The following is a 17,130-nucleotide window of genomic DNA, read 5'->3' on the forward strand; positions in this document are numbered from 1 at the left end:
CAAGCTTGTATCGGCAGGCATCGAATCAACCTGATCGGGGAGACCTCCATGTCCCGTGTCCAGCTCGCCCTCAACGTCGCCGACCTCGACGCCTCGGTGACCTTCTACTCCCAGCTGTTCGGCGTCGAACCGGCCAAGCGGCGCCCCGGATACGCCAACTTCGCGATCGCCGAGCCCCCGCTCAAGCTCGTCCTGATCGAGGGCGAGCCCGGCCAGGACACCCGCCTGGACCACCTCGGAGTCGAGGTCGAATCCACTCAGACAGTCACCGAAGCCACCGACCGCCTCAAGGACGCCGGCCTCGCCACCTTCGAGGAGAACGACACCTCTTGCTGCTACGCCCTCCAGGACAAGGTCTGGGTCCACGGCCCCGGCAGGGAGCCCTGGGAGGTCTACGTCGTCAAGGCAGACGCCGATCAGATGGGCAAGAGCCTCGCACTCAACAACGCAGACGCCTGCTGCACCGACCAGCCAGCGCCCGAGATCGCGCCGAAGGTGGCCACGAGCTGCGCGTGTGGCAGCTGAAGGATCACGCCTACGGCGCCGACCGGCGGGCCTGGGCGCGCCCGCCGGTCCGCAGCGCGTGATCAAGGCTCGACGACGCTGGGTGGCGGCGATGATGCCCGTGTCGATCCGCGCGGCCGGTTGCCGTAGAAATCGAACATCCGATCTAATAGTTGTTATGCGCCCGTACGACTTTCCAGTTGATCTCCTACGTGACCAGACCGCCTGGTACAGCACATACCGGAAGCTCGCGGATGGTGGCCCGGCCGCCAGCCCGACCGAAGGTCGCCGTCGTCTGCTGGAGCTGTCGGCCCGGATCGCCGACCACCCGTTCTGGAGAGGGCCAGCCGGAACCCCAGCTGCCCGGATGGAACTGAAGGAGCTGGCCCAGCGCAGCGTCCGCAGTTCCACCCCGGCCATCCGGCGGGCGGGATGATCGACGACCGGCGCGAGAGATGGCCGGTCAGGGACACCGACTGCAGGGTGGAGTGCATGCGTAGTGCGCCGATCGTCGTCCATCGCCCCTCGGCGGCGGGCGGCCGACGAGTCACGGTTCACCGCCGAGGCCGTGACGAGGTACTGGGCACCGCCTACTCCGACCACGACCTGGTTGTTTTCCTCGAAGCGCTGGGCGTCCCTGACCCCGACGGAGTCCTGAATGATCCGAAGTGGCTGGAGTGGCGCGACGGCGGCAGACAGCCTGTGGCTCGCCCCATCCCATGGGCGCTGAGCTGAATTCGTATGAGGTCACCGTCCGCGTGCCGCACCACCCGCACCGGCTGGGTCGCGTCATCGGGCGAGGAGGTCTCCCCGAGAGCGTGAGCAGCAGTTGTGAGACTCTGACAAGCGCGTCGGGCGGAGGGGCCACATCGGTTCGGGTCGCCCGACGTGCGCAACTGAATGGTCACTGGGAACCGCCCGGAGGGACGCTCCGGTGGACAGCCGGTGGACAGACGCCTTTGGACGAGCCAGTACGAGGCCGCACGGGGAAGACCGGCACACGTGGTCTGATCTGGGAAAACGTCATCAGGAAGCATGGTGCGGCACTACCCGGCACGATCGCTCTCGGTCTCGCAATGCGTAGGTCTCGGGTTGAGGTTGAGCCGTGTGGTCTGACTCACGGGCGCCCGACGCTGTTGACTGCTTCGGTCAACCCCTGTGCTCCGTTGAGCAGCAATTCATCCAGGAGGTTGAGGATGTCTGAGCGGCGTGAGGCGGTGCTGGCTTGAGTGTATGCGCGGACCAGTATCTCGCCGATGTGGTGTGCGTCTGCTGCCGCACGGTTGGAGATGTCCCCGGACTCAGCGCCGTGCTCTTCAATGAAGCGGCGGACGCATTGCAGGAGCAGGTCGTCGATTCGGTCGGGTGCCTGTTCCAGAGTGATCAACAGTTGGGGGAGGGCATGGCTGAAGGCAGGTGAAGCCATGAGATCGGTGAGTTGCTTCCGGAACGGGCGAAGGCGTCGGCCCCGCAGGGCTGAAGCTGTTGCTGCTGCGGCCTCACGCACTTGCTGGTTCGGGTCGTGGAAGAACTGGCTGAGTGCTTCGTTGGCCAGGGCGAGATCGCCAGTGCTGGAAAGCCTCTGGGCGCACAGGTCAGCGGCCCCTTCGCGCTTGGCGCTGTCGTCACCTCTGAGGACCGCCCGCAACAGGTCCGGCATGTCCCACTGCATTGCCCCCAGCGCCGCGAGGAATCCGCCCGACCGCCGTACAGCTTCGTCGGCGGAAGACAGCATTCGCTGGATCACCGGCTTGACCACGGAAGGATCTTCGTAGCCCAAGGCTACGGTAAGGCGCATCACGCGCGGAGTGGCCAGCAGCGCATCATTTGCTGTGACGAGTACGCGGAACGCTGCGGTCGCTTGAGGGCCGGCATGACGCATGGCGGCGAGGAGGACGTGGGCGACGCAGGATCGCACTGCAAGGGACGGATCGGCGGCCATGCTGTGCAGCTGGGGTGCCACAAGCGCGGTGCGGGAGCCGTCCGAGTCATAGAGAAGTAGATCGCCCAAGCCCTCGGCGGCGCTTCCGCGGACTGTGTTGATGCCGACGAAGTACAGATCGGGGTTGCTGCTGAGTTCGACCGGTTCGTCTCCCTGGCGGCCGAATTGGAGAGCCCGGTCGAGGATCAGCTTCACCAGATCAAGCGGTGCGGTCGCCAGGTACTTCTGGAGCGGTCGGCCGAGCCAACGATCGTGCTCTGACAGCCCGAGGCTGCCGAGATGTCGTACCGCGTCGAAGACTGGTGCCGGGTCGCAGAGCTTTTCGGCCTTGCCGAGCCCCAAGAGCAGTGAAGCGCCGTACGCGGGGTGAATATCGCGGTCCAGGTTCAGCACGAGCCGGGCGAACCGTTCAGGTTGCTGAACCGTTTGGCTCTCGAGCACTTGGCGCAGCTCACCGACGCCTCCTGTGCGAGTCTTCCAGTCAGTGTGGTCTTCATTGTGCTTTCTCATGGCCCGCAACCACTGGTCGTCATTCATCCGCCGGGCTGCTTCTTTGGCGATGGGAGGCTCGATGATTCCTACGGTGAACTCCTCCGGCTCCTCTGGCTGGTGTACACCGCCATGCCGACGGCGAAGCTCCCCCAGGCGCCGGGCCCCTCGCTCCGACAGCTTCTGCTCGGGCAATGCAGAGAGCAGAGCGAACTCGTCCCAGGGCGAGAGCTCTTCCTTGGGGGGAAGGCGGAGGTGGAGCACGGCTTCCTCAAGCTGTCGGAGGGTTTCGCCGGGAAGGTAAGGGCTGACGGAGCGAATGACCTGGCGTGCACTCCAGACCACGTCATTCGCGTACCCGGACAGCAGGCGGTGCCGGCCTTCAAGCAATAGCTCGGCCGACCACGGGGCGAGGGCCTCTCCCGCAGCATCCAGAGCCTGGTACAGAAGCCACTGTGCCGTGTCGTACGGGGTGGCCACCAGTTTCTCCAGGAGCGGGCGGAGCTGGGAAGGGGAGTCAAGGGCACAGGCTCGCAGTGCCGCGGTCGCACCGTTGAGCAGGGCAGAGTCCAACGCCCTGGCCTCCTGGTTCGGCCAGCGGAAGGCGAAGTGGCCGTCACTGACAGGCCAGCCGGCCCGCGCAGGATGAGCGGTGGCTTCCATGACCAGCAGAAGAACGGGCAGCAGACGGGTGCAAAAGAATGCGGGAGCACCGGTGGAGGCGTGCTCCACCAAGCGCAGGGCGAAGTGATCCTCGCTGAGGAGAGCGATGATCCGTCGGTGATCGTCGAGCCATAGAGCGTCCGGTCGCTCGGAGAGGTGGGCGACGAGCAGGTCGACCGCCCACTCCGGCTGCTGCTTGCCGAGGTCGCGCGCGGAGATCCAGAGGGCGCGCTCGTAGGCCGCGCACCTCCCGGCCCGCACTGCGCTCAAGAGCAGATCGAAGAGCGGCCTGCTGTCTCCGACCTCGGCGAAACGAGTGATCCCGAGCAACCACGAAAGATATTCCGGATGCGCGGTGTGGGGCGCCAGGAGTTCGGCTATGCGATCGGGGTGCTTCTTGACGGCGCCCGTCATGATCCGGAGCGCCCACGCACGCTCCTGCGGATCGTGCCCACTCATCCATTCCTCGATCACCCCATCGGCGTCGGCGCAGGCGAACCAGCCGACGCAGCTGAGAGTGTGCACCAGTCGGTCCAGGTAAACGGGCCGGGTCTCCAGCACTCGTGCTACGGCGTCCCACTCCTCGGCGGTCGGCGCCTCCAGGCTGCCGAGCAGTGCGAGCGCCGCTTCCTTGATGTGGTAGCGGATGTCCTGGCACAACAGCAGAGCCTCGCACTCCTCGACAAACCGCTCGCGGTCCAACTCCCGCAAATGACTGAGAATCTGGCGAACCTGGCTGCGTCGGAAGAGCTCCTGTTCGCTGCTGGTGAGGAAGGTGACCAGGGTCTCGTTGCGGTGCATCCAGCCGCGTGCGAATGCGTAGTCGAAAAAGCTCTCGTGGAAGAAGGCGATCCGCTGGCCGTCATGCACCAGTACGTGCTCAGACACCAACGTGTTCCTACTGGCAGAGAGACTGTCTCCGTCGAGGATAGTGTGCGGGACTGACAACTGCTGTCGACGGCTAATGGCCTCGGCGACAGTGGAGACTGTCTCTTGGAAGAGTGTGTCTGAATTGCGGCGCCGGCACTCCCTCTCCTTGTGATCCCAGAAAGAATCGAAGAGCTGCTGAGTGGTACGGAAGGTTAGCGCTCCTTCCTTGTCGGCAACCTGGGCGAGTAGTACCAGATGCAGAGGGGACCGCAGCTGCCGCCGCTGATCAGGACCAACGTCAGCGGCATCGAGTCCCATGGCGGTGATGGCAGAGTCGATCTGTTCGTCGTCGAGCTCCCCAACGGTGGCATGGACACAGCGCTTTGGATCGGTGAGCTGCCGGATGCGGTGGTCGTGCTCGGCGTCGAACCCACGGCAGGCGAGGATGATCCGCATGGTGGGATAGGCACTCGCCTCACGGACCAAATCGGCGACCGCGTCGAAGGTGTTCGGGATGCGCCCGGACATCACACTGACAGCGTCGAGCTGGTCCACGATCAGGACAGACGGGCGCCCGTCCGCCAAGGTGGCGAGCGCGCTGACAGGCGATGTGGTCAGGCCGATGCGCTCGCCCAGCTCGGTCGTGGTGGAGAACGCGCCCAGTCGGTCGAGCCGGAACGCCAGCACCGGAGTGTCAGCGGCGCTGAGGCCGGTGAATGCTTGGTACAGCACGGCGCTTTTGCCGCCCCCGGCGGCACCCGTCAGCAGGGTGAGCTGGGGGCCGTCGGCCGCTCCCGCCGTCAGCAGAGCAGCCTCCGGGCGAGGAATGACCGGCTGCAGGAGATCCCGCTCGGCACTCCCTGCCCAGCGTTGTGTGGCCTCGCCTACCGCGTCGGCCACGAGCCCGCCGTCCAGCAGACGCACGCGCCGCAGCCTGTACCTCGGGAGCCGGGCGGTGATGGCCGCAACATCGAGACGAACGCCCAGTGCGTCGTTGAGAAGATCACCCAGCCCGAGGGCCGCCGCGTGGCCGGGGGCACCGGCCAGGACTTGTTCAGCGAGCGTGGTGTTCATCGAGATGATGTCCCGCTCGTCGGGCCACTCCACCCACAGCGAGCGGAGCATGCGCCATGCTGCCTCGGGCGTGCCGTAGATCCTCGGGGAGGAAAGTCCTTTGAAGGCTGTCTCAAGCTCTTTGGTCAGCCGGTGACGAACGAAGGAGGCATAGTCATCCGAGTTGCGGGCCCGGTCGCTGAGCTCCTGGAGTGGCCGGGCGGGTACCGTGGACACGAAGTGGAAGTCGTGACCGGCTTCGGCGTGCGTGCGGAGATGCCGCCAAATCTCCTTTTCGTGCAGGGAAGCCACACTCCAACTGTTGGCATTCCGGTTCTGCCGCTTGACCTGGTGTACCTCGGTTCGGCCGTTGGAGCGGTAGGCGAACTCGGTTCCCTCACCCAAGACGCCGTCCGGCTCGAGGGTGATCGATTCGCCCTCACCGCGCAGGACGTAGAGGGCGTGTCTGATCGTCCACACGCTCTCGTAGCGGTTACCCAACTTGTCCGCATTGCCGCCTGGCTCCGGAGCCATCGGTCTCCCTTACTGCCGGACGGCTTCCCGTCCTTGCTCTGTGCGTGATGTGCCGATTGTTACCGTACTCACCGGCACTGACAGCGGCGTGGCTGGGAATGTCAGGCTCTTGCCGGCGGGCCCGCGCGACCGGCGCGCAGTCTTCCGCAAGAAGTCCGACCCCGGCGGCGCCCTGGCCCTGGCGAACACCCTGCGCACGGATATGCATGCCCAATGGCCGCTGCCGAACGACAACGACCTGGCCCGCGCCATCGCCGTACTAGCCCGCGTTCAGCAGGACGCGGTCTGTAACCGGCAGCAGGTCGTTAGCCAGCATCGCTCGCTGCTGCGCGAGTACTACCCCGCCCTTCTGGAGGCCTTCGCCAAGTGGGCCGACGCCTTGTGCCGACCGGAGGTGCGGTCTCCAGTGTTAAGCAACTGGACGGCCACGCCTATTGGCCGAGCAGGACCTCGGTGATCGGTCCACCGCTGACACCTGGCTCAAGCACGAGAGCTGGGGTGTAGCGGGGCCTCCCAGGGGTCGCACCGTCCCACTCGTAGACGACGGTGCGCAGTGTGTTGAGGTATCGCCCTACAAGTAGAGCCATCGTGTAGGGGCCGTGGAAAGCGAGATGCACCTCCGCACGGCCGTTATGTGCGGCAAGCGCTTTGATCTGTTGCGCGGCAGCCGTGCTGAGGCGTGCGGCCTCGCGCGGGTCGAGTCGGTCTTCGCCGGCGACGGAGATTACGGCGGCCGCGGCGAAACCGTCGCTGGACTCGTGCAGGAGCTGCTCGAATGCGGTCTGATCTGGATTGGCAGTCAGGCTGAGGAAGATCGCGACGCGGTCGTGGCTGTCGGGTGTCTGCGCTCGTTCGAGGCCAACTGGGTGCGTATGAAGTTCGCGGTTCAGTGGGTCGTCACCACTTTCTGCAGACGTCCACTCAGCGCCGCGGGTGTCGACCACCTCGACATTGCCGATCTTGGTCTCGGGCAGGGCAGCTCCCAAGGCCAGGGCTACCGACAGGTGAGCTCCGCCAAAGACGCGTACCGTTTGCGCGCCAGCAGCATAGACGGCGTCGCTGGTCAGGGGCAGTGTGGTCTGCAGGAGCTGAAGTCCCTCTCGCAACGGCAGACGCCCGTCGCTGGCGGCCCTGATGCGGATGTGCAGGTCGTCCTCGCCCGCGTCCATGGCGAAGGGCGCGGGGCGGGTCTGGACTCGGATCGTGAAGACATCGTTCTGGCTGTGAATGGCGGGCTTGCGTTGTTCGACTCGGTGCATCAGTAGGTCGCGCACGATCTCGCTCTCGCCCGACGGCTGGAGCATGTTGCTTTGCTTCTTGTCGGCGAGGGTCTGGGAGGGAGCGAGTCTTAGGAGTCGGTCCGGTGCGTTGTAGTCGCACCGTGTATCGCTTCCCGCTCTGGCGGTCTTGTTCGCGATGCACAGGCTGAAGGCGGGAGCCTCGTCCAGTTGGAGCAGCCGAGGCAGCTCACGTTCTCGGACGATGTCGCTGTGGACGATGTCCGGTGTCACGACGAGTACGGCTGCTGAAAGCCCTTGGGTCAGGGCTTGTTCGAGGCGATCGGTCGTTGTGCCTGCGCGCAGGTCGGTACGGTCTCTCCACACGACGAGGCCGGCCGCCCTGAGCAGATTCTCGATCGCCTCGGCTTGCGAGGACCCGTCAGACTGCCGGTAGGAGATGAACACCGCTCCGTCAGGCCGGACTGCGCCCTTGGGCAGTGGTCCCAGCGGCTTGAATTTCTGCGGTGGCGGAAGGACCGTTGCTGCCCTGCCGGTGACGCGTCCCCATCGTTGGCGCCGGGTGATAAGTCCGGAGAAGGGTTCCGTCCCGCCGGGAGCGTAAACGAGGAGTGCGATCGGGCCGTTGTGCTCCCGGGCCATTGCCCGCATCGCGGCATGATCCGTCGGGCTCGGTCCGGACGGTGTGGGATGGCTGTGCCACTCGCCGACGTAGCCGGTTGGATCGTCGTCCGCTCGCTGGACCAGGAACTCTGCGAGCAGCATGTTCGCTTTAACGTCATCGCGCACGTACCTGTGGGTCGACGCTCCTTGTCCGTCGACCACGAGGGTATGGGTGACAACGACGTTGGCGTCTTCCTGATAGCCGAGGAGGATGCCACCCGTTTCCCGCGGCAGCTGCTGCGCGGTCGCGGACGCGATGACCTCGTATGCTGCCTGTCGCAGCTCGATCCGTGGTGCTGGCCGGGTCACTGGTGGCGCCTCCCTTGTGGTGCGGAGTGGAGGTGGCGCGTCTCCCCTGCAGGGTGGAGGGGGCGGTCCACGAGGAGTCCGACGGCGTGGCGGACGGTCGCTGCTGCTGCCTCAATCACCGCGTGGGGCGGCGTTGGGGAGATCGGGCTTCCACAGCCTGCTTCGAACAGTTGCGGTGCCTTGGTGTCGGTTCTGCTCGTAGAAGGCGGCAGCGGTGCTGAGGCGTCGATCGGTGGCAGTACGTCGATGCGATAGGTCCTGCCGTCGTTTTGAAGCGCCGCAGACAGGACCCGTGTGCCCAGGGTTAGGGCGCTTACATGCAGAAGCGCGGTGGTGGCGAAGTCGGCGGTGGCGTTCACGACGAGGTCGTGGCTCCGCAAGTGGTCGACCGCGTCGGTTCCCGAGGTAAGGGAGCTATTGATAGCGTCGATGCCTGCGGCTGGCGCCTCGTTGTGTCTGATGAGGTGTCGCTTGACCGCTTCGGCTTTTGGAAGTCCGACGGCGTCGGGGCCGACGAGGTGGCGGACGAGGTTTCCTGGCATGACCACATCGTCGTCGACGAGAGTGAGGTGACGGACACCGGAGCGCACGAGCATGTCGGCGATGAACGAGCCCAAAGCGCCGACGCCGACCACGGCAACCTTGGATTCACGCAGTTCGGCAGCGAGAACGCCTGCGCGAGCGGACCGGGCGTCCTCGGTGTCTGCGCCCGAGCGCAGGCGTGTGACGGCCGTGCGGCCCTCCTTCGTGGGCATTACGTCCAGCACGATCGCGCCCTCGTGGGTGCCTCGTCGGTAAACCAGCACGACGACCGCGACCAACTGCCGACGAATTCTGCGGTTCAGATCCGCGTTCGAACCGAGCCGGGCACAGATGTCTGCCCAGGTTCGCGGCGGCACGTCGACCTCGCCGAGATCGGCCACGAACCCAAAGCGGTCCTTGCTGTGCTTGAGGGCCTTCCTGCGACGGATGCCGTGCCTGATCCGCATCGTGTTGTTGCTGGCCGGGCTGAAGCGGACGGAGCGGTTGAGGTACTGGCCGAGGTCGTCGTAGAGGTAGAGGCGCCGGTCCGCGGACTGATGGAAGTACCGGTCGAGGTCGAGGTCGGGCCGATCGTCCGTCCATCCGGTGTGCGCGTGCTCGAACCATGCTGTGACGTGTTCGAGATACGCCGGTGCCTCCGTCCACCAGAGCTCGTCGTGATCTTCTTCAGCAACTAGGCACAGCGCGCCGTCCGAATCGCGGTGCCAGGACCAGGGCACCGCGTCGTGATCGACCGGCACCACCCTCGGCGGCCGAAACGGGAAGCGGGGCGGCAGGTCGATCACTACACGGGTCGTGCCCGCCGAGTGCGGGACAGGCCCTTCCCACCCTGCTTCCACCTCGTGGAACCCAGCGCGGATCAGGCCCTCCTCGAAGTGCAGCCGCGCGTAGGCGACGTACTCGTCGAAGCCGACAGAGGTCACCCGAAGGTCCTCTCGCCGGCAGGAACGACGCGGGCGCCGGGCGAGATCGCGGATGCCTTTTTACTGCCGTCCTCGTTGAAGCCGGGAGGCATCGGGAAGACCGTATCTCCATCGCCGTTCTCGCCCAGCAGTCTCCGGAACGCTAGCGCGGCCGTGCCCGCATCCTCCTCGGCGAGCGCAGCTTCTGCCGACATCGCGGCGTCGTTGAACCGCGTACGAGCGGTGCCCAGTTCATCGTCGGTAGCGCGGATGTGGACGGTGTGTCCGGACAGGGTCGGGTCGGTCACTGCGATGCCGTAGGTCACGAAGTGCTCTATGATCTTGCTGACCTCTAGGAGAGCGGAGACGTAGTACTCCGCCTGGTCGTTGCCCGAGACTGCGCCTGAGGCGAACGCCTGATAGGCAGCCATTTCGATGAAGAACCCGCCGGGCTTCTTCGTGCCGAGCAGGGCGCGACGAGTCTGCCGAAGTAGTTTAACGGTCGGTACGTAGTACTCGTCGTGGTCCGCGTTCATCGTGCTCGAGAGGTCTGTCAGCCCGTCTGGGTTGGTGCGCACCCACTCGTTCTCGTCGCCCTTCTGGGGGATCTCCCAGGTTCCGTCCCCGTAGGGGCGGGCAGGCACCGCGTCGACGTAGAGGTCGTACTCCGGGAAGGAGACCTGCAGGCTCCGGTCCTGACGCTTGGTGCGCCGGTGTCCGTCGGCGTCGGTGGCGAACTCCGCATGCAGGACCTTGAAGAACTTGTCGAGGATGTCCGTCGACGTGACATCGCTCGGAACATCGGGCAGGCGCACGAACACGTCGACGTCCTTGATCCTGCGGATCGACACGCTGCGCTTGTAGGAGCCGATCAGTACCGGGCTGACGCCGTACTCGACGAGCTTGGCATCAGCCTTAAGGGCGTCACGGACGAGGCGATGCGCCTCTGGTGCGTTGGTCTTGTCGTCGCCGGGCTCGATGGAGCTCAGCGCATCCTTGAACTGCTGCTTGAGGTGAGCCATCGGGCCCTCCGGTCTGGTTGTGACTGCAGTTGCCTGCTCAGATTGCCTGACACCACTGACATTGACAGTGGTACGTGGGTTCCGGCGGTCGTGGCTCTACCACTGACTGACGTCCTGCTGGGCTGTCTTCGCGTTGGTCTGTCCGCCCGGCCGGAGCCCCGCGCGTCAGTCAACGGCACGACCCGCGGTCAAGGTCGAGTATCGGGGGCGGTCTCAGGCCGAATCCGCAGATCTCCATTCCGGCGAACGAGGCATGGAGCCTTTTTCATCATCGCTCTGAGCTGGCCAAATGCAGGGCCAGCACGGCCTGGACGAAGCTCGTGATGCGGGTTGGCGAGCACCGAAGTTTGCGGAGGAGTCGCCAGGACTCGAGGGTGGCAACGGCTCGCTCGACCAGAGCTCAGATCTTTGCCTGTGACCGGTTGGCGGCCTTCTGGCCTTTGGAAAGCGTCTCCCAGCGTCCCCAGTACGGGACCCGGGCCGCGCCCCCGGCGCCACTGGCCGGATCGCAGTCATCGTCCGTGCCATCGTCACCCTCGAACGCGCCACCTGATCAAGATGGAAAAGGCTCAGGGTTCCCGGCCAGCTAGCGCCGGCCTACGCACTCGGCCACCCGCAGCCGACACACTCGACCACCCGTCGACTCTGTGAGCCGTCGAACCGCCGAACTGCCGGGCCAGTGGTCCCCCAGGTGCGGTCGGTTGTGGTGAGTTGCCGCGGTGCCCGGCGCCCGGCGTCAGCCGACGCAGAGTCGGTGAGGGGAAGGGGAGCGCGGACCTCTCTGGACGTGCCGACACAGGACAGCATGAGCGCCCCTAACCAGAGCTGTCTGACCAGGCGAAACCACATCTGGCGGCACTCCCGGGCACGGTGTGTCGGGATCGCTCGCGTACTCACAATCCGTAGGTCCCGGGTCCGAGTTGCCAGGGACTTTTCAGGGACTTTCAGCTCTGCCGGAGGGACATCCGAGGGAGATTTAGCAGTACAAGCACGGGAGGCTGCGACAGCGCTGAAAGGCCCAGGGCTTCGGGCTCGCGCACCCGCGTACCCGCTCCGTAGCGCTCCGGCAGGACGCCGGGTCGGCAATAAAAGAAGAGGCCCTTCGGGGCCGCACGCGGTCCTGACCTCGAAAAACGCGCCCCCGCGGACCCGGCGCCGTGTGCGCCGGGCCCGCATACGGGTGGTCAGTCGTACGGGTAGAACCCCGAGCCCGTCTTGCGGCCGAGCCGGCCCGCGTCCACCATGCGCTGGAGCAGCGGGGGAGCGGCGTACAGGGGCTCCTTGTACTCCGCGTACAACTCATCGGCGCCGCGGATACCTCTGTGACCTTCGTCTTCGTTGGCTATGGGGCGGCTTGGACATCGAGTTTGAATGAGGTGCAACGGACCCTCTGTTGCGCCAGCCATTTGAGGATCTGTAGTTTCGGTCCGCTTCCGCGCAGGGCTGCCCAACTTGCGCTCAACGTCTGCAGGTTGCAAACAGCTCACTGATCGCGAGTTGTTCATATCATTGACTGGGGGCATGGCCAAAACGGGAACCGTCGGGAGGATCACTGCCATGTCTATCCGAGGAGTGGTCACCATGGCTGCGCAGTTCCTGAATGCCAAACAGACCGCCGAATATCTCAACGTGTCATTGACTTGGCTCTACCGTGACGCACCTCGTCATGGGTTGGTGGCGTACAAGTTCGGCAGTGGTCGTAACGCCAAGCTGCAGTTCAAGATCAGTGACATCCAGAAGTGGGTCAGTCAGCAGTACGTCGGCTGAGCGTCATCAGGGGCGGGGCATCGTGTCAGATGCCCCGCCCCTGATCGAGTGTTATGCAACTAGGGCCATGTCCAGTATCTTGGCCGCCTGTCCGATGGAGCCGGGCATTAGATGGCGGTAGATCTTGAAGGTGACATCGAGGTTCCTGTGGCCCATCCAGTCGGCGACGTCTGTGATTGGAATCCCGTGGCTGAGGCAGTTCGAAGCGAAGAAATGGCGCAGTCCGTACAGCACCATCCCCTCCGGTATGTCCGCCGCGCCTGCGGTCTTCAGCCGACTCCACTGGTTCGACACACCCCAATGAGGGTACGGCTGCGTGGGGTCCGTCGGTCGGCGAAGCAGATAGCCGTCGATCGAGCCATGCTTCTCCGCGTATTCCTCGATCGTTACCCTGACGCTGGAGGGCAGCGGTACGTCGCGATACTGCCACGCCTTTCGGTGCTTCAAAGGCCCGTACTTCCCTGTCGACATGACGACCTGCTCCTTGACGCGGTAGACGTCGTCCGCGACGAGGTTGTTGAGGTTGATGGCTGCGGCTTCACCATTGCGGAGTCCGCAGCCGCTCATCAGGTCGACGATCAACTTGAACGCGTCGTCTCCGGCTTCACGCAGGGATCGGAGCTGGGGCAGGGAAGGGATGACTGCGCGGGACGGATCGTACTGCGGAGGCTTGACGCCGGTGAGTGGGCTCTCTGCGTAGAGGCCGAGTTGATGCGCATCCAGGAGTATCGCCCGCAGCTTGTCGAAGGCGTTTGCCTGAGTGGCCAGACCCGCGTGTGCCTTCTCCATGGTCCGGATGAAGCCATCGACCACCTTGTGGTCGAAGCTGTTCATCCGTCGGCTGCCGAGTGCCGGCAGGATGTGGTGCTCCAGGAGTGACTCGAGGTGGCGGACAGAAGCTGCTGCGAGGTGCCGCTGCCCTGCCATCCATTCGGTGGCGTATTCCTGGAAGCGCATGGATCCGTACTTCTGGATGCGGTCAGCCCTTGCCTGTGAGGAGGGCCGAGCCTTTTTCTCCTTGTAGATTTCTGTCAACCGCGAGATCGCTTGGTCCTGAGTGGCGAAGCCTCCCTCCTCCGCTTGCTTTCCTGTCGAGCTGCGATAGCGAATCTTGTATGGGTGGAGGCACTTTGCCCAGCGATGCCGTGGGTGCTCGCACTCCTTGAAGAAGGACCCCATGCCGTGAGCGAGTGTGCGTGCTGCCATCTCGTGAAAGCTCCCTTGCGTCCAATGCTGACCTCTTGCTGACCAGCGATGGTGCCTGAGCCCCCTGACCTGGGGAGAAACGGCAATTCCGTGATATGTGGTGGAACTTCATCGCTAGATCCCACGACGATATCAGCGGGGCGCGCGAGGACTGGGTGAAGGGGATGAGGTTTGGGGATGTGAACGGGTATGCAGGGGCGCGGCTCTCCGCCCCGGAACTACCGCCGGGGCCCTTGAAGCCGCGGGGTCGTACTCGCTGAGCAAGGCCTTATGGGGATGCGGAGGCCAGCGGAAGTGGGGGCGTGGATCGTACCGGCCTGTCAGATATCACTTGCTGCTGCAAGTTTGTGATGCGATACCGTCCGGGGTCGGCTGTAAGGCGGAGGTGTCGCCGTGTGTGTGCAGGTCCAATCGGGCCAATGCTGACCCAATGTTGACCTTGCTGACGAGTAGTCAACTAAACGCCATTCGTCCAGGCGTGCTCCCGACCTCACGCCGGCGAGTCTTGGAGCGGCAGTTTTGCTGGGGCCGCTCTTCAAGACGTAGCCCCACGTGTCGGCACGGTCCACGCGGGATCTTGAGGCCGCGAGTAGCCCATGGCAGGCTCATGCCGCATGATCGATGAATTCGCGAAGGACAACCTGCACGGGAGACTGCGGCGGGACCGCGAGGCGCTTCTCTGGAAGCTCGACGGCTTGTCCGAATACGACGCCCGCCGACCGTTGACAGTGACCGGGAGTAACCTTCTCGGCCTGGTCAAACACCTGGCCGGCGTCGAGGCCAGGTACTTTGGCGAGGTCTTCGACCGCCCTTCCCCGGAACCGCTGCCCCGGTGGCAGGACCACGACGGCAGCGATCTGTGGGCGGCTGAGGGCGAGGCCCGCGATCAGATCATCGAGTTCTACCGGCGCGCGTGGGAACACTCGGACGCGACGATCAACGAGCTTCCCCTCGATACCCCCGGCCACGTGCCCTGGTGGCCGGAGCCTCATTCCGGCACGAACCTGTTCGCCGTCATGGTCCACGTCCTCGGCGAGACCAACCGGCATGCGGGGCACGCCGACATCCTGCGCGAAGGCGTCGACGGCCGAACCGGGATGCGCCCCGAACATGAGATGCAGATCGACGAGGAAGCCAGAGCCGCCTACTGCGCGAAGATCGAGCAGGCCGCCAGATCGGCCGCATCGGCAGGAGCTCAGAGGACTGTGGCGTGACTTGAGGTTCGAGCGGCATGGTGGCCGCCGTGAGGGGTGATCTGTCGAAGCGTCTGGTTCCTGATGTATGTGGTGACAGACGCGTGACAGGGCTGCGAGGGCGCCCGTGCGATGACGAGGCCCCGCCGGGAGTCCGGCGGGGCCTCGTCATCACTGGCTCAGGACGTCGGGTCGCGCTCGGTGCGGGCCTCGCTGCGCTCCGTATCTCCGCTCCCCAGCACGCGTAGCAGGGCGCCCTGAGGACGCGCGTCGTGCGGCCGATGCGTGGGACACGACACGGGAGCTGCTCGCTGTGGATCAGGCTGGATCCCCTTGCTTGTGAAAATTCAAGTGTGTCTGCGGCTCCTGGGGCGGAACGGGAAGCGTGGCGGACGCCTCAAGGCCTGCTGGGGCTTCACCGTGAGGCCAACACCGAGGCGTCCTGCTCGGCGAGGTGGGTGAAAGTGAATGGTGGCACTCGTCCTGCTCCCAGCCGGTTCCCGGCCCCGAACGGCGGTGTACCGCGTCGAGCGGGTGCGGGGCTGGGCCCCCGTTCGTCGGTGACTGTCCGGTGCCGCCGGGGTGCGACGTCGAGGGTGGCAGTGCCCGGAGAGTAGGCCGTTTGTTCGTCCGATGCGTGGAAGACCTCGTCGAGTGGCCGGGCGGCCATGCGGGGGCCCTGAGCCGGATCAGCTCGATGAGCCGGAGGCGGTCGGCGAGTCCCCGGCCGGTCGGGGATCCGGGTGGCCTTGGCCCAGTTCAGCAGCCGCTTCGTGAACGAAGTTTCGAGGGGGTGTGTGAATACCGTGTCGCCGGGCACAAGCGCTATGACACCGAGGGCCTGGGTTTCGGAGCCATTCGGGATCTACAAACCAATAAACAAATATCGGCCGTTGTGAAACTTGTACGCAGACGCGTTTGAGTCGGACTTGACGATGGGATCTTAAAATGATCATTCTTGGGCTTATTCTGCTGATTATCGGCCTGCTTGTTGGCATGGGGCTGCTGACGACGATCGGCGGCATCCTCATTCTGGTGGGTGCCATCCTGTGGATCCTGGGTGCGACAGGTCGCGCGGTCGGTGGGCGCAAGCACTTCTTCTAAAGCTTTCCCGGGTCGGGGGCGCTGCCGCGCGATCCGGTCCTGGTCTTCTACTCGGACACCTGGGTGAGCCAGCAGCCCCGCACTGGGTCCAGTGCGGGGCTGCTGGCTTCCCGCTCGGCGGCGTCGGACGTTCTCCGACAGCGCATGCCGCGAGCGCGGAGAACACCGGCGCGGGTGGTGCAGGTGGCCGCCATGCGTGCCAGGTTTCTGCATGAAGCGAGGCCGCACCCCACGGTGCGGTTGCGCCGTGTGCACCAGGAACGGATGGCACAGGAACACGTCGCCCGGGGGCCCGGTGGCGAGCGCGAGTGGCCGGTGGTCGGACGCCGCGACCATGCCGGGGTCGAGGATCAGCCCGCTCGCCCCGTCCTCGCCGTGCTTCTCCAGCACCTTCGGCACATCCAGGTGTGAGCCGACTCGAATGCGGGTCGGCTCGTCCTGTTCGCCGACCTCGCTGAACAGGAACAGCATCAGCAGCGCCCGGTCCCGCGAGCGCAGATTCGTGAAGTACCAACTCTCGCCCTCCGGCAGACAGCTCCCCTCGATGTGCCGGCCGGCGTCGTCCGGCTCCTTCTCCTGCGGGAAGCGCAGCGGGAACGTGCCCAGCGAGTAGCGCGGTTCCCAGCGTCCCGCGCCGACGAGCAGATCGTAGACGAGCAGATCGTACGCGCGGTGCAACGAAGGGGAGTCGGGTGCGGCGGCGAACGGCCCCTGCCCCATGCCGGGCACCCGGTGCACAGGCTGCGTCCACGTCGAGGGGTCGTCCGGGGCGCAGCCCGTCACCCGCCACAGCAGTCGCGTGCAGTCCGCGGCCACGCGCGGCGCGACAGCGCGCTCCAACTTCACGAAGCCGTCGCGGGGGAAGCGGGATACCAAGCCGAGGTCGTGTCATCCATTCCCCCAGCGTGCGACGACACCTGCCCGGCCACCCGACATCCTCCGCACCGTCTTCATCGGGTGGTCAACGCAGCGGTCGGCGGCGCTCGCCGCCCGGTAGGCCATGATCGATCTCGGCTGGGTTTTCTTGTACCGCAGCACCCGGTCGTTGAGGTCCGCCGGGCGACCGCGACAGCTGATGGCGGCTGTCCAGGGACCGGCTTGCCCATGCCGCACTGCCGCACCGCCGCG

The 17,130-nt window shown here is 65.4% G+C and carries 8 protein-coding genes and 5 pseudogenes; 5 read left to right on the top strand and 8 right to left on the bottom strand.

Annotated elements, in window-relative coordinates:
* Window positions 1-48 precede the first annotated feature (48 nt).
* Window positions 49-525 (top strand): ArsI/CadI family heavy metal resistance metalloenzyme, encoded by a 477-nt coding sequence (locus ACFUNE_RS05345; RefSeq protein ID WP_383562438.1) that lies wholly within the window; start codon window positions 49-51, stop codon window positions 523-525.
* A gap of 1,096 nt (window positions 526-1,621) precedes the next feature.
* Here the strand turns inward: ACFUNE_RS05345 and ACFUNE_RS05350 are convergent.
* Window positions 1,622-6,055 carry a hypothetical protein gene (locus ACFUNE_RS05350; protein ID WP_383562440.1) on the bottom strand — a complete coding sequence of 1,478 codons (4,434 nt, stop codon included), beginning with the start codon at window positions 6,053-6,055 and terminating at the stop codon, window positions 1,622-1,624.
* A 106-nt stretch (window positions 6,056-6,161) separates the two neighbouring features.
* Between ACFUNE_RS05350 and ACFUNE_RS05355 the strand changes: the two are divergent.
* Window positions 6,162-6,488, top strand: a pseudogene (locus ACFUNE_RS05355) (transposase); the annotation flags it as partial.
* Here the strand turns inward: ACFUNE_RS05355 and ACFUNE_RS05360 are convergent.
* The 5 genes and pseudogenes from ACFUNE_RS05360 to ACFUNE_RS05380 form a co-directional block, all read right to left on the bottom strand.
* The gene (locus ACFUNE_RS05360; RefSeq protein WP_383562442.1) at window positions 6,487-8,265 is read right to left on the bottom strand and encodes an SAVED domain-containing protein; all 1,779 of its coding nucleotides are present in this window, start codon (window positions 8,263-8,265) and stop codon (window positions 6,487-6,489) included. The pseudogene ACFUNE_RS05355 and the gene ACFUNE_RS05360 overlap by 2 nt on opposite strands.
* The gene (locus ACFUNE_RS05365; protein ID WP_383562444.1) at window positions 8,262-9,731 is read right to left on the bottom strand and encodes a ThiF family adenylyltransferase; all 1,470 of its coding nucleotides are present in this window, start codon (window positions 9,729-9,731) and stop codon (window positions 8,262-8,264) included. Before ACFUNE_RS05365 ends, ACFUNE_RS05360 begins: the two co-directional genes overlap by 4 nt.
* A complete protein-coding gene (locus tag ACFUNE_RS05370; RefSeq protein WP_383562446.1) occupies window positions 9,728-10,732 on the bottom strand; it encodes a nucleotidyltransferase in 1,005 nt (334 codons plus the stop codon). Before ACFUNE_RS05370 ends, ACFUNE_RS05365 begins: the two co-directional genes overlap by 4 nt.
* 268 nt (window positions 10,733-11,000) lie before the next feature.
* Window positions 11,001-11,228 (bottom strand): annotated as a pseudogene (locus tag ACFUNE_RS05375) (IS5/IS1182 family transposase); the annotation flags it as partial.
* Between the two features lie 688 nt (window positions 11,229-11,916).
* A pseudogene (locus ACFUNE_RS05380) lies at window positions 11,917-12,039 on the bottom strand (3-hydroxyacyl-CoA dehydrogenase family protein); the annotation flags it as partial.
* A gap of 274 nt (window positions 12,040-12,313) precedes the next feature.
* Here ACFUNE_RS05380 and ACFUNE_RS05385 point away from each other — a divergent pair.
* On the top strand, window positions 12,314-12,499 hold the full coding sequence (locus tag ACFUNE_RS05385; RefSeq protein WP_275322472.1) for a helix-turn-helix domain-containing protein: 186 nt from the start codon (window positions 12,314-12,316) through the stop codon (window positions 12,497-12,499).
* Window positions 12,500-12,550: 51 nt separating this feature from the next.
* Here ACFUNE_RS05385 and ACFUNE_RS05390 read toward each other — a convergent pair whose 3' ends face one another.
* Window positions 12,551-13,705 (bottom strand): tyrosine-type recombinase/integrase, encoded by a 1,155-nt coding sequence (locus ACFUNE_RS05390; protein ID WP_383562448.1) that lies wholly within the window; start codon window positions 13,703-13,705, stop codon window positions 12,551-12,553.
* Window positions 13,706-13,800: 95 nt separating this feature from the next.
* On the opposite strand from ACFUNE_RS05390, the pseudogene ACFUNE_RS05395 reads away from it, so the two are divergent.
* Together ACFUNE_RS05395 and ACFUNE_RS05400 are read left to right on the top strand one after the other, a co-directional pair.
* Window positions 13,801-13,965, top strand: a pseudogene (locus ACFUNE_RS05395) (pirin family protein); the annotation flags it as partial.
* Between the two features lie 354 nt (window positions 13,966-14,319).
* The gene (locus ACFUNE_RS05400; protein WP_383562450.1) at window positions 14,320-14,919 is read left to right on the top strand and encodes a DinB family protein; all 600 of its coding nucleotides are present in this window, start codon (window positions 14,320-14,322) and stop codon (window positions 14,917-14,919) included.
* A 1,283-nt stretch (window positions 14,920-16,202) separates the two neighbouring features.
* On the opposite strand, the pseudogene ACFUNE_RS05405 reads toward ACFUNE_RS05400, so the two are convergent.
* A pseudogene (locus ACFUNE_RS05405) lies at window positions 16,203-16,878 on the bottom strand (phytanoyl-CoA dioxygenase); the annotation flags it as partial.
* Window positions 16,879-17,130 lie beyond the last annotated feature (252 nt).

The organism is Streptomyces sp. NPDC057287, assembly GCF_042667905.1.
Classification (GTDB): Bacteria; Actinomycetota; Actinomycetes; order Streptomycetales; family Streptomycetaceae; genus Streptomyces.